Annotated in this window: 6 protein-coding genes and 2 pseudogenes; 5 read left to right on the top strand and 3 right to left on the bottom strand. The window is 65.3% G+C overall.

Translation table 11 applies throughout. The features are described 5' to 3' along the window. Window positions 1–76: 76 nt before the first annotated feature. From dsbG to dsbD, 3 genes are read right to left on the bottom strand one after another with little or no spacing between them, the layout of a single operon-like run. Entirely contained in the window at window positions 77–832 is a 756-nt protein-coding gene (gene dsbG, locus IX761_RS24495; RefSeq protein WP_194792080.1) for a thiol:disulfide interchange protein DsbG, read from the bottom strand. Between the two features lies 1 nt (window position 833). After that, window positions 834–1,664, bottom strand: a complete 831-nt coding sequence (locus IX761_RS24490; RefSeq protein ID WP_194792079.1) for a TlpA family protein disulfide reductase — start codon at window positions 1,662–1,664, stop codon at window positions 834–836. After that, window positions 1,664–3,382, bottom strand: a complete 1,719-nt coding sequence (gene dsbD / locus IX761_RS24485) for a protein-disulfide reductase DsbD (RefSeq protein ID WP_194792078.1) — start codon at window positions 3,380–3,382, stop codon at window positions 1,664–1,666. The genes IX761_RS24490 and dsbD overlap by 1 nt, the downstream gene beginning before the upstream one ends. Window positions 3,383–4,065: 683 nt before the next feature. On the opposite strand from dsbD, the gene IX761_RS24480 reads away from it, so the two are divergent. The 5 genes and pseudogenes from IX761_RS24480 to IX761_RS24430 form a co-directional block, all read left to right on the top strand. Further along, window positions 4,066–5,772 (top strand): ShlB/FhaC/HecB family hemolysin secretion/activation protein, encoded by a 1,707-nt coding sequence (locus IX761_RS24480; RefSeq protein ID WP_194792077.1) that lies wholly within the window; start codon window positions 4,066–4,068, stop codon window positions 5,770–5,772. Between the two features lie 26 nt (window positions 5,773–5,798). Further along, a pseudogene (locus IX761_RS27260) lies at window positions 5,799–12,188 on the top strand (DUF637 domain-containing protein); the annotation flags it as partial. Between the two features lie 864 nt (window positions 12,189–13,052). After that, window positions 13,053–13,415: pseudogene (locus tag IX761_RS27750) on the top strand (EndoU domain-containing protein); the annotation flags it as partial. Between the two features lie 5 nt (window positions 13,416–13,420). After that, the gene (locus IX761_RS24435) at window positions 13,421–13,675 is read left to right on the top strand and encodes a MafI family immunity protein (protein ID WP_194792076.1); all 255 of its coding nucleotides are present in this window, start codon (window positions 13,421–13,423) and stop codon (window positions 13,673–13,675) included. A gap of 62 nt (window positions 13,676–13,737) precedes the next feature. Then, a partial coding sequence (locus tag IX761_RS24430; RefSeq protein ID WP_194792075.1) for a polymorphic toxin type 43 domain-containing protein occupies window positions 13,738–14,044 on the top strand: 307 nt, incomplete at its 3' end.

The raw sequence follows: 14,044 nt of genomic DNA, 5'->3' as shown, positions 1-14,044 counted from the left end.
AGACTTGTTGGAGGCCATCGCGGGGCAAGCCCGCTCCCACGGGTATTGTGGGAGCGGGCTTGTCCCGCGATCGTTTTCAGCGCTTGCCGAGGATCTTGCCGAGCAGCTCCGGTCGCGGCGCCCCTTGCTGGCTCTGCAATTGGCCATGCTCATCCTGGAAGAAGATGGCCGGCGTCGCTGCCAACCCCAGCTCTTCCATCAACGCCTGGTTGCCATCGAGCTGCTTCTGCACCGCCTCCGGCACCTTTTCCAGCGGCTTGAGCGTGCTCGCCTTGCCCGCCGATTCATGCGCCAGCAACGCTTTCGCCGGATCCTTCGCCGCCAGCAACGCGGCCGACTTGCCGGGGCTGTCCTCGCGGATGATGCCGACCATGATATGGCGCAACTGCACCTTGCCCGATTCCACCCAAGGCCGCGCCTGCTGCCAGAACATGTTGCAGTACGGGCAATTGGGGTCGCTGAACAGGTAGACGATACGCGGTGCATCGGCCTTGCCGTCGGCGATCCAGGCGGTCTTCTCCATCTTCGCCCAGATGGCCTTGCTCATCGGCGCGTACACCAGCTTCTCCAACGGCTCGGCGCTGAGGTCCTTGCCTTGCTCGTCGAACAGGCTGCCGACCAGCACGTGCTTGCCGTCGGCGGTGAGGTACAGGGCGATGCCGTTGTTCTGGTACTCGGCGGCGTAGCCGCGCAGGCCGTCGGGGGCATCGAAGCGGCCCTTGATCACCGCGCCCTTGGCCTCCAGTTGCTGGATCGCCTTGGGCAGTTCCTCGGCGTGCAGCGCGGGGGCGAGCAGGGCGAGGGTGAGGGGCAGCAGGGCAGTCAATCGCATGTCAGTTTCCTTGTGGGGCGGGCGCCTCGGCGCTTTCGAAAGGTTCCAGGGCGTGGCGCAGGCTGGCCCGCGACAGCTCGCCCAGGTGGCTGCCGACCAGCCGCCCTTCGGCGTTGTAGAACAGGGTGGTGGGCAGGGCCATGGAGCCGACCCGGCGGGCCAGTTCACCGGTGCCGTCGAACAGCACATGGGACAGCATCAGCCCGGTGGTGGCCATGAAGGTGCTGACGTTTTCCGGGGTCTCGCCCTGGTTGACGAACAGGAAGGTCACGTGGGGGTAGTCGTGCTGGGCCTGTTGCAGCACCGGCATCTCGCGGCGGCAGGGTGGGCACCAGGTGGCCCAGATATTGATGACCAGTGGGCGGCCGCGGTAGTCGTGCAGCGCCACCGCCTGGCCGCGGCTGTCGTTGAGGGTCATCTGCGGCAGCTCGGTGCCTTTGCTGTACAGGTGGCTGGCCAGGCTGCCGAGCACCCAGAACAGCGCGCCGCTGGCCAGCGCCCAGCCCAGCGGCCGGCGCAGGTCGGGGCGGCGCCAGCCCTGCCACAGGGTGCCGAGCGCCAGGCCGAACAGGCCGCCCCAGAGCAGGAAGCCGCCGTCGCGGATATCGATGACTTGCAGCGGCTCGTCGCGGTACATCGGCCAGTAGGCGATCACGAAGCCCAGGCGGGCGAACAGCAGGCCCAGCAGGAACAGGTTGAACAGCGCCGACTCGGGGTTTTCGCCACCGCGCCTGGCCACGCGCCAACCGACCAGGCAGGCGATGCCCAGCGCCGCGAGCAGCAGCAGGTGGTTCAAGGCCATGGTCAATGGCCCGAGGGTGACAGTCAGCATCAGCCTTGGCTCCTGGTCTGGGTCCAGTGTTGCAGGAAGGCGGCCGCATCCACCTCGCCGGTGATCCGTCGGGCGCGGCGTTCGTCACCTTCCGGGCCGATCCAGATCAGGCTGGGTGGGCCCGGTACCTGGTAGCGTTGCAGCAGGTCGCGGCTGGCCGGGGTGTCGGCGGTGACGTCCAGGCGCAGCAGGTGCACACCGTCAAGGCTGGCCAGCACGTCGGGGCGGGCGAACACCTGTTTCTCCATGACCTTGCACGACACGCACCAGTCGGCATAGTAGTCCACCAGCACCCATTGGCCCCGGGCCTTGGCGGCGTCGAGCTCGCGTTGCAGGTCGGCGGGGGTGCTGACGGTGATGAAGGCGTCGTGGGCGCTGGCCTGGGCAGCGACGCTGGTCTTGCCGGCGAAGGGCTGCAAGGGCTGCCACAGGTCGCTGCCGCCCGCGGCGGCGCCAACCAGCAGCAGGCCGCCCCACAGTGCACCGAGCAGCGGCACAGCGCGCAGCGCCGGCAAGCGCTGCAGGGCCGGCCAGGCCGCCCAGCCCAGGGCGATCAGCCAGGCACCGGCCAGGGCCAGCAGCAGTGGCTCGGGCAGCAGGCCGCGCACGGTGTACAGGGCCATGGCCAGGAACACGAAGCCGAACAGGCCCTTGACCAGGTTCATCCACGCCCCCGGGCGCGGCAGGTAGCGGTTGCCCAGGGTCACCAGCAACAGCAGCGGCACGCCCATGCCCAGGCCCAGGCTGAACAGCACCAGCGCCCCGTGCAGCACGTCACCGCTCTGGGCGATGTACAGCAGCGCGCCGGCCAGCGGCGCGGTCATGCACGGCCCCATCAGCAAGCCCGACAACGCCCCCAGCAGCGCCGCGCCGTACAGGTTGCCACCGCGGGTGCCTTGCCCGGCGCGGTCCAGGCGGTCACGCAGCGCCGCTGGCAGTTGCAGCTCGAAGGCGCCGAACATCGGCAGGGCGAGGATCACGAACAGCGCCGCCAGGCTGCCCAGCAGCCACGGCTGCTGCAACCAGGCTTGCAGGCTGGCGCCGAGCAGTGCGGCGACCACGCCCAGCGCGGCATACACCAGCGCCATGCTCAGCACGTACACCCCCGCCAGCACCCAGCCACGGCGGGCGCTGGCGCCATTGCCCATGACCAGCCCGGCGAGGATCGGCAGCATCGGCAGCGAGCAGGGGGTGAAGGCCAGCAGCAGGCCCAGGCCGAAGAACGCCAGCAGGCTCCAGGCCAGGGTGCTCTGTTGCAGGCTGCCGGCCAGGGCCTGGTCGCTGGCCTGGTCGGCCGCTGCCGCTGGTGCCTGAGCGCCGCCCAGGGCAATGGGGGTGGTTTGTGGCGGGTAGCACAGGCCGGCGTCGGCACAGCCTTGCCAGCCCAGGCGCAGTTCACCGCTGGCGGCGGCCGGCAGCAGCAGTTCCAGCTCGGTGCGGTACACCGCGCTGTCGCCGAAGAACTCGTCGTGGTGGTTCAGCGCTGCGGGCAATGATGGGTGCTGCTCAGGCGGTAGGCCGTCGAATTTGAGGCGCTTCTGGTAGAGGTAGTAGCCGTCCTTGATCTGGAAATGCAGGCGCATCTGGCCGTCCGGCAGGCGGTCGTGGGTCAGCACGAAGGCCTGGTTCACCGGCAGGAAGTCCGGCTTGGCGGCAAATGGATTGGCCTGGAGCGGGCCGGCGAGCAGGAAGGTCAGGAAGAGCAGGAGCACACGCATGTCGGGGCCTTGGCAGCGCTTGGAGTCAGGGCATGCTGGCGGGGGCTTATTAACTGAAGGTTAAACGGCGTTGGGAGGGCGGGACGGTGGGGTTCGGGAAGGCTGACTGAGGCTTGTAGGCTGGGTCTTTCAACTGCGTAGGCTTGTTCGCAAACCGCATTCCAGAGGTGTTCAGCCGGGTTTTCGGTCTCTAGTCTTCCTTGCCTTGAGCGCCATCGATTTCGAGGTGTTTGCGTCAGGGCTGCCAGGTGCTTGTCGAAAGTTTTTCGGCGCCTATGAGATCGAGCGCCGCNCGNGCGGCGCATCGCTGGCAAGCCAGCTCCCACATCTGTTTCGGGCCAATTTTGCCAGCGCCGCCGCGGCTGTACGCCTTGTTTGTACGACGCGGTTTCTGCATGGGCGCTACCGACGCCCCGCATGGCTCAAGACATGCACCAAGGCGGACAGTGGAGACCTCACAGGCATAACTGGCCCGAAACANATGTGGGAGCTGGCTTGCCAGCGATGCGCCGCGCGGGCGGCGCTCGATCTCAAGAGCGCTAAAAAAACAACGACAAGCACCTGGCAGCCCTGACACGAACACCTTGAAAGGAATGCCCCCAAGCGCGATTAAAATTTGACGCCAGAATGATGGCTAAATAATATCGCGCGCCCACTCAATTGGATACTTTCAAGGAAGATCGATGGCGACGCATCAACGCCATGTACACCTGATCGCTTTGTGCGCCCTCTGCGCCAGCCTGTTCAGCGGCACCGGCTGGGCCGCTCCCGGTGACCAGGAGCTGATCCGCGAGCGGCAGAACCGCCTGCTGGAAGAACAGCAGCGCCGGCTGGAAGAACTGCGCAACCTGCCGGGCAAGGTCGAAAGCCCTGCACAGAGACAGCACCCGGCCGAGCCACGCTGCTTTGCCATCGGCACCATCGAGCTCAAGGGCGCCGACAGCCTGTCGGCCAGCGAGCGCGCGCAGGTGCTCGAGCCGTTCACCGGCCAGTGCCTGGGCGTCACTCAATTGAATGAGCTGCTCAAGGCCATCACCAGCCTGTACCTGGAGCGGGGCCTGGTCACTAGCCGTGCCTACCTGCCGCAGCAGGACCTGTCCGGCGGTCACCTGCAGGTGCTGGTGGTGGAAGGGCGCATCGAAGGGCTACGCCCGGCCGACGGCAGCGGCTTGTCCGCCCGCGAGCTGGACATGGCCTTCCCGGGCGCCAGTGGCGACTACCTCAACCTGCGCGAGTTGGAGCAGATGGTCGACCAGCTCAACCGCCTGCCTTCGAACCAGGCACAGATGGAGCTGACCCCCGGCCAGGCCATTGGCGGCAGCGAGGTGCTGGTGCGCAATCAGCCACGCAAGCCCTGGCGCGCCTCGCTGTCACGCCACAACGCGGGCCAGCCGAGCACCGGTGAGCAGATGCTCAACCTCGGCCTGGACTGGGACAGCCCGTTGGGCCTGGCCGACCAGCTGGTGCTGCGCGGTGGCCACGACGTGGTCAGCGACCATCGCCAGGGCTCCGAGCACGCCATGCTCGGGTACAACCTGCCGTGGGGCTGGTGGAACTTCAGCTACAGCTACAGCCAGAGCGAGTACCGCTCGCCGATCCACGCCAAGGGCTTCGCCTTCAAGCAGAGCGGTGACAGCCAGAGCCACCAGCTGCGCGCCGAGCGCGTGGTGCACCGTGACGCCACCAGCAAGACCGCGCTCAGTGCCGGCATGGCCTACCTGCGCACCAACAACTACATCGAAGACAGCCGCCTGCGCGCCAGCAGCAACCGCCTGAGCGAAGCGCAGTTCGGCATCAACCATGGCCGACGCCTGGGCACCGCCTTCGTCAACCTCGACCTTGGCCTGCAACAGGGCATTGGCGCTTTCGACGCCCAGGCCAACGGCCACCCCCGGGCTGGCGAGCCCGTGGCGCGCTACCGCAAGTACAGCGCCACGCTCAGCCTGGTGCAGCCTTTCAAGCTGTGGGGCGAAGACCTGAGCTTCAGCAGCCTGGCCACCGGGCAGCACAGCGAGGACGTGCTGTTCAGCCCCCAACGCATCAGCCTTGGCGGCCTGGCCTCGGTGCGCGGCCTGCGTGAGCAGTCGCTGTCTGGCGACAGCGGTGGCTACTGGCGCAGTGACCTGCGCTGGACCCGACAGCTGGGTTGGCAGCCGCTGCGCCCGCTGTTCAGCCAGTACGGCCTGGGCCTGGGTTACGACCTCGGGGTGATCGACAACGACCGCTACAACGGCCAGTACCACGGCCGCGCCAGCAGCCATGCGCTGGAGCTGTTCGCCCGGGGCGAGCATGTCGGCGCCAGCGTGACCTTCGCCCACACCCTCGAGCGCCCCGATGTGCTTACCGAGAAAGAACGCCCCGTGTTCTTTCGCCTCGACCTGTTCATCTGAAACCTGCTTCGCGAGACCTGCCTGACATGGACGTTCGTCTGTTTGCCTTCCTGGCCCGCCAACCCTCGGCCGCCCTGCAACCCCGAGAGCGCTTCTGCGGCTTGCCCAAACGTGCCCTGGCGCTGCTGCTGGCCAATGTCATGTTCTGGCAGCCGCTGTGGGCCCAGGCCGAAGGGCTTGCGGTCAGCGCGCCGGGCACCAGCCTCGGCCAGGCCGGCAATGGCGTGCCCATCGTCGATATCGCCGCGCCCAACGGCAGCGGCCTGTCGCACAACCGCTTCGCCGACTACAACGTCGCCCGCGAGGGCTTGATCCTCAACAACGCCACCGCGCGTACTCAGGCCACTCAGCTGGGCGGGATCATCCTTGGCAACCCCAACCTGCAAGGGCAGGCGGCAAGCGCCATCCTCAACGAAGTCACCGGGGCCAACCCCAGCCAGCTGCGCGGTTACACCGAGGTAGCAGGGCAGGCCGCCAGGGTCATCGTCGCCAACCCGCACGGCATCAGCTGCGACGGTTGCGGCTTCATCAACACGCCGCAGGTCACCCTCAGTACCGGCAAGCCGATCCTCGATGGCAACGGCCAACTGCGCAGTTACCAGGTCGATGGTGGTTCGATCGCCATCGAAGGCGCCGGGCTCGATGCCAGCCAGGTCGACCGTTTCGAGTTGATCACCCGCAGTGCCACGCTCAACGCCCGGCTGCATGCCAAACAGTTGGACATCGTCACCGGGCGCAACGACGTCGACGCCGCCACGCTCCAGGCCACCGCCCGCGCCAACGACGGCAGCGCGGCGCCGGCCCTGGCCATCGACAGTTCGGCGCTGGGCGGCATGTACGCCGGGGCGATCCGCCTGGTCGGCACTGAGCGGGGTGTGGGGGTGCGTTTGGCCGGTGACATGGCCGCCAGTGCCGGCGACCTGAACATCGATGCCGCTGGCCAGCTGACCCTGGGCAACGCCAGTGCCGGCCGCGACCTCAACATCAAGGCTGGCTCGGCCGAGCTGAATGGCAACGCCTATGCGGGCGGCAGCGCCACGCTGCGCACCGCTGGCGACCTGACGGTGCACCAGAGCCTGGCGGCGAGCCAGCAGCTGAGCATCGACGCCGCGCAGGTGCGCAACCAGGGTGTTATCGAGGCCGGGGTCGAGGCCGATCAGCGCCGCAATGCTCACGCCGACCTTACCCTCACCAGCAAGGGCCTGGTCAACAGCGGCCAGGTGGTGGCCAGCCGCGACCTGGCACTGACAGTCAGCGACAGCGTGGTCAACAACGGCGCGCTCAAGGGCCAACGCCAGACGCTGGTCGCCGACGCCCTGGACAACCGCAAGGGCCAGGTCCTGGCCGACAGCGCGCTCACGGTCACTACCCGGCTGCTGGACAACCGCGAGACGGGCGCGTTGAGCAGCGCCGGGTCTACCACCGTCACCGCCCGCGAACGGCTGGACAACCAGGCTGGCCGGGTGGCTGGCGCGCAGCATCTGAAGGTCACGGGCGGCGAAATCAACAACGGCGACAAGGGATTGATCGCCACCGACGGGCAACTGATCCTCGATGCCGTTCAGCTGAACAACCAAGGCGGCAAGCTTTCGGCCAGTCACCAGCAACTCAAGGGCGGTGGGCTGGACAACCAGGGCGGCAGCCTGGTGGGCAAGACCCTCGAGGCCCGCTTCGACCAGCTCGATAACACCGGCGGCAGCCTGGTCGCCACGCAAGGCGCGGCGACCGTCACCGCCAACCAGCGCCTGGCCAACCACGGCGGCACCCTGCAGGCCAAGACGCACTTGCAGGTCACCGGCGGCGAGCTGCTCAACCAGGGCGGCAAGCTGCTGGGCGCCAGTGTCGCGCTCGATGGCCAACGCCTGGACAACAGTGGCAAAGGGCGGGTGGTCGCCGAAACGGGTGCGCTGAACGTCAAGGTCAGCGGTGCGGTAGATAACAGCGGCGGGCGCCTGCAAGCGACCGCTTCCGCGGTGGAGGTCAGTGCCGCCAGCGTCGACAACCAACACGGTGTAGTGGTCGGCCAGCAGGTGGTGAAAGTCACCGCTACCGGCGGCACCCTCGACAACCGTGCCGGGCAGGTGCTGGGCAATCGCCTGGAGCTGACCGGTGCAACCCTCGACAACCGCAGCGAAGGCCAGGTCCTGGCCGGCAGCGGCGGGTTGCTGATTCAGGCCGACACGGTACGCAACCAGCAGGGCAAACTGCTTGCCGGCGGCTCGCTGGCCGAGCTGCTGCTGGGCGCCGGGCGCGTGGACAACCAGCAGGGTAGCCTCACTGCCAGCGCCATCACCCTGGTGGCCGGAGACGCCGACAACAGCGGCGGCACCCTGAGCAGCCTGGCGGGCAATCAGCAACTGACCGTGCAGCGCTTGGTCAACCGTAACGGCCTGGTGGAGGCCAGCGACACCATCACCCTCGACGGCCAGACCCTGGACAACAGCCAGAACGGTCGGCTGATCGCCCATGCCGGTGACAAGACCCGCCTCACCCTGAGTGGGACGCTCGACAACCGCGGCGGCCATATCGCCAGCGCCAGTACCGACCTGCAACTCAAGGCCGACAGCCTGCTCAACCAGGGCGGCACCCTGGAACATGTGGCCCAAGGCAACCTGCAACTGAACGCAGCCAGCTTCACCGGCACCCAGGGGCGTGTCAGCGGCCTGGGCAGCGGTACCTGGACCCTGGGCAGCGTCGAGGGCGTCGGCACCTGGCACACCAATGCCGGCCTCGATATCAGCGGCCTGCGCAGCATCACCCTGTACAACGGCGAGCGCATCGCCAGTGCCGGCAACCTGCGCCTGGCCGGCGTGCAACTGACCAACGACGGCGAGCTGCTCAGCGACGGCAAGCTGACCCTCGAAATGACCGGCGACCTGCTCAACCGCGGGCTGTTCTCCAGTTTGCAGGCCATGCACCTGCAAGGCGCCAACCTGACCCAGGCGCACGGCCGTATCGCCAGTGCCGGGCCGATGACCGTCAAGCTCGACGGCACATTGAGCAACCTTGGGCGCCTGACCAGCAGCCAGACCCTGGAAATCTCCGCTGGCACCCTCGACAACCAAGGCACCCTCGGTGCCCAGGGCAAGGTGACCCTGCACGCCAGCGGGGCGATCGCCAACCAGCAGGACAGCCTGCTGTTTGCCGGTGGCCCCCTGGAACTGCGCAGCGCCACGCTGCTCAACCGCTACGCCGATATCTACAGCAAGGGCGACCTGAGCTACGCGGCGCTGGGGGGTGGCCGGGCGGTCAGCCTGCGCAACCTGTCGGGCAGTATCGAAAGCGAAGGCCATGTCGATATCAAGGTCGACACGCTGGAAAACGCCAAGGAGATCTTCGTCGCCGGCGAAACCATGGCCAGCCGCGAAATCCGCATCAACTGCACCGATTGCAGCGGCGACCATCACACCGGCGCCTACATCGTCGCCACCACCTACAAGGGCACGGTGACCCAGGATTCGCCGGCCGCACGCCTGCTGGCCAACGGCAACCTGACGCTCGACACGGTGACCGTGGATAACCGCCAGAGCTTGCTGGCGGCCAATGGCAACCTGACGGCCAGCGCGCAGGATTTCTACAACCGTGGCCAGGTGCTCAACACCCGTATCGAGGAAGTCAGCCACTGGTTGCGCGGCGTGAGCCAGGACGCCTACCGCGTCACCGAAGCGGCCACCAACGAATGGAATGCACGCTACAAGGCATTGCCCATCGAGCAGCAGGCGCCGATCCCCAGCGCCGTTACCCAGTACCAGCCCGAGCCTGCGACCAGCTGGATCAAGACCGGTACCGATACCGCCTACGCCGGCACCGTCCAGGCCGGCGGCACGCTGGCCCTGAACGTCAGCAATGAGCTGGTCAACGGCACCCTGGATGCGCACAACACCGCCCAGCTCACCGGCAAGGCGCTGGACAGTTCGGCAAGCGGTGCTGGTGGCGTGCAGATCACGTTGGCGACCCAGGCCGGCGACCCCGGCACCCCGAGGGATGTGAAGCGCATCGAGACCCTCGCCGCCGACGGCAGCACCCTGGTCAGCTTCGTCCCGGTGGACTTCAGCGGCGCGCCGTTCATCAGTGTCGACCCCACCGCGCTGCCGAGCTTCCGCCTGCCCCGGGGCGAGTACGGGCTGTTCGTGCGCAGCCAGAGCCCCGCGTCGCGCTACCTGGTCGAGAGCAACCCCGAGCTGACCGACCTGGGCCGCTTCATGGCTTCGGACTACCTGCTCGGCAACCTTGGCTACGACCCCGACCAGGCCTGGCGCCGCCTCGGTGACGGCCGCTACGAAACACGCCTGGTGGCCGACGCGGTGCGGGCGCAGACCGGTCAGCGCTTCCTCGCCGACGGCCTGGCCAGCGACTACGAGCAGTTCAAGTACCTGATGGACAACGCCGTGGCCAGCAAGGACGCCTTGGGCCTGAGCGTGGGCGTCGGCCTGACCGGCCAGCAGGTGGCGGCGCTGACCCACGACATCGTGTGGATGGAAGAGCGCGTGGTCGAGGGCCAGAAGGTCCTGGCCCCGGTGCTGTACCTGGCCAAGGTCGATGCGCGCAACCTGCGCGGCGGCGCCCTGGTGCAGGGCCGTGACCTGCAGCTGGTCACCGGGGGCGACCTTAAGAGTGTCGGCACCCTGCGGGCGAGCAATGACCTGAGCGCGGTGGCCGGCGGCAGCCTGTACCAAGGCGGTTTGGCCCAGGCCAACGAGCACCTGGCGCTGATGGCTAAGGACAGCATTCGCAATGCCTTGGCAGGGGAGATCCGCGGCAACCAGGTGGATCTGGTGGCACTCAAGGGCGACATCGTCAACGACCGCACCGCCACCGAGGTGACGGTGGGGGCCAGCACGCTCACGCGGGTGGACGCAGGCTCGCTGATCGATGCCCGTGGCGACCTGGCGATGAGTGCCGGCGGTGACCTGACCAACAAAGGCCGGATCAACAGCGCTGGCGACCTGACGGCCCAGGCCGGTGGCGATATCAACCTGCTCGCCGTGCAGGACCATACCGTCAGCCGCGAGGCGCTGCGCCGAGGGCTGCGCACCGAAGAGACCGTGACCCAGCTTGGCTCCAGCCTGGAAGCGACGGGCAACGTCACGCTCAAGGCCGGTGGCGACCTCAACGTCGTGGCCAGCCATGCCAAGGCCGGCCAGCGCCTCGACGCCAGCGCCGAGGGCGACGTCAACGTGGTCGCGGGCGAAGACGTGCATAACGTCGAGAGCCGCTCCAAGCAGGGCAAGAAGAAGGTCCACGAGGTCGACGAACACAGCCGCCAGGTAGCCGCCACCCTCACCGCCGGTGAGGGCCTTGCGGTCAAGGCGGGCAACGACGTCAACCTGGTCGCCAGCCGGCTGAAGGCGGGTGACGAGGCCTACGTGCAGGCCGGCAACGACCTGAACCTGATCGCCGCACAGGAGCGTGACTACAGCCTCTACGACATGCAGAAGAAGGGTGGCTGGGGCAGCAAGCAGGCCCAGCGCGATGAAGTCACCCGCATTACCCATGTCGGCAGCCAGATCAGCAGTGGCGGTGACCTGACGCTGGTCAGTGGCGGCGACCAGCTGTACCAGGTGGCCAAGCTCGACAGCGGCAACGACATCAACCTGGTCAGCGGCGGCGCCATCACCTTCGAAGCAGTGAAGGACCTGCACGAAGAGAGCCACACCAAATCCAACAACAACGCGTTCTGGAACGCCGCCAAAGGCAAGGGCAACACCGACGAGACGCTGCGCCAGACGCAGATGCAGGCCGCAGGCGCCATCACCATCAAGGCCGTCGAAGGGCTACGTATCGACCTGAAACAAGTCGACCAGCAGACGGTCAGCCAGGCCATCGACGCGATGGTCGCCGCCGACCCCCAGCTGGCCTGGATCAAGGCCGCTGAACAGCGCGGGGATGTCGATTGGCGCCAGGTCAGGGAAATCCACGAGTCCTTCAAGTACGACACCTCGGGCCTGGGCCCGGCCTCGCAACTGATCATCGCCATCGCCCTGGCGGCGGTGATGGGGCCGATGATGGCCGGCATGAACACCATGCTGCAGGCGGGGGCGATCAGCGTCGCCACCAAGGCCACGGTCAGCACCATCGACAACCGCGGCAACCTGGGCGCGGTGTTCAAGGACGTCACCTCCAGTGGCAGCCTCAAGGGCTACGCCGTGTCGATCGCCACCGCCGGCGCCGCCCAAAGCCTGGGCTTCGACCCCGGTGCCATGGGCTTCAACGTCGAGAGCCTGAAGACCGTCATGCTGAAGGCGGCCGCGGACGCGACGATCAAGACCGCAGTCTACGGTGGCAGTTTCAAGGACAACCTCGGCAGCGCGCTGTTGAGCACCGCCGCCAGTGCCGCCGGTGCGTACGCCGCCGGCAAGATCGGCGATCACCTGCCGATAGACGGCAGCTTCGAGAAAATCCTGCTGCATTCAGCCCTCGGCGGGCTGATGGCCGAGGTCATGGGCAGTGACTTCCGCACGGGGGCTATCGCCGGCGGTGCCAACGAAGCGCTGGTGGGCCTGCTCGGCGACAAGCTCTTGCCTGCGAATCTGACCCCGGGTACGGCCGAGTATGCCCAGGCCGAAGCCAACCTGGTCGCGTTGTCGAAGATCGTTGGTGTGTTGGGGGCGGCCGCGACCGAGGGCGACCTCGATGTGGCTGCGCAGGTGGCGGAGAACGGTACGCGGTACAACTACCTGCTGCATGAGGAAATCCGCAATCGCGCCAAAGAATACAAAGGCTGCAAGGGCGTGGAAAAATGTGAGCTTGATGTACTCAAGCGCTATGCGGACCTGGATAAGTCACGTAATGAAGATCTACCGGGGTTGTGCAAAAGTGACCCGATTCGCTGCCAGGCATTAATGAAGCAATTGGCGTCGGAGAGTGGCGCCAACGATGCCTTGATGGACAGCAGTCGGCATGAGAGCGTCAATAATTCCTTCGGTGTCCTTGATGCTTCAGAATCGAATAATGAGGCAATCAGCACCATACAAAGCGAGCTGACTCGGCTACAGTATGGGAATGGTACGGCTTTCTTTGCACAGATTCTTGAGCTTGTCGCCGGAGTTAACCTGGCAAAGAATGTCAGGCTAGGCCATGCGAAATCAATGGCGGAGGTTTCCAAGCCGACTAGCATTACCAAGATTACGGACGAGATGAAGGCCAATCCATACCATCCGGATTGGCAGCGGTACACCGGTAATGAACCGAGAGCGGTTGGGGCGGATGTTGTTAGCGGAGGTGTAAAAGAGCCAGCCCGCTTAATTGATGGAGTGAAGGTTGTTGGTGCAAAAGCACCTGGAAAAGATTATGTTGATATTCTTTCTCCTGAAGCAAAGCAGCATATCCTTTATGGAGATAAACCTGGAAGCGGCGGCCACATGTGGCCAGGACAGCAAGGGAAGACCGTTTTCCCTGAAAGTTGGTCAGGAGAGAAAATTGTTCATGCGGTCGGCGATATTACGACCTCTCCGAACACTAAGTGGTACGCACAGACAGGAACCGGGGGTGCTTATACGGCTAAAGGGGACCCTGCCAAGTGGGTTGCTTATGAAACTCGTGATGGAGTGCGTATGCGAGTTGTATACCAGCCAGCTACAGGGAAAGTGGTTACCGCATTTCCTGATGATGCTCCGGTTCCACCTTATAAGCCGATTAGGTAAATTTTATGTTTGCAGACCGTATTATTAAATTTGGGAATAAATTTTACGGCCGTTTGGACGCGGGCCTGCTCCAAGGGGCTTTGGACTATGTCGCGTATAATGAGGAAGGTCTGGCCTTCGAGATATTATGCGATAATATTTGTGAGTTTGATATTTCTATCACGGACGAAGAATACCAGGAGGCAGTTCGATTAATTGCGGATCTGGGGTTTGATTTAGATGTCGGGCCATTTAAACATCTGGTGGGGTTGCGGAAGTAAAAAGCTAGAAATAAGATGGTGCAAAAGCTGCGGCAAATGACAGTGGGCCAGCTAAGGGGTTCTTGGAGGTCAGTGATGCATATTCATCTTCCAAAGCTGTGCAAGGGCTGAGTAATTCAAAACCTATTGACTTTATTTATGATCCGGTTAGTCAGCGATTCATCATGGGGCGCAATCAATTTGGGCATGACGGGATATTGGATGCTGGCAAAATATCTACATCTGACTCGATCGTCGGCGGTGGGGCCTGGAAGGAAAATGGAGTTCTCCGAACCTATGAATGGAGCGGGCATTACGGAATGAACTGGACTCCCGAGCTTCGTGAGCAGTTCAAGTCGTTTATGAGCAGGCATGGCGTTGATGTTACTC

This window comes from Pseudomonas sp. UFMG81 (assembly GCF_015354575.1).
Classification (GTDB): domain Bacteria; phylum Pseudomonadota; class Gammaproteobacteria; order Pseudomonadales; family Pseudomonadaceae; genus Aquipseudomonas.
Note: the sequence above shows the minus strand (reverse complement) of the source record. Positions and strands in the feature narration are given on the sequence as shown.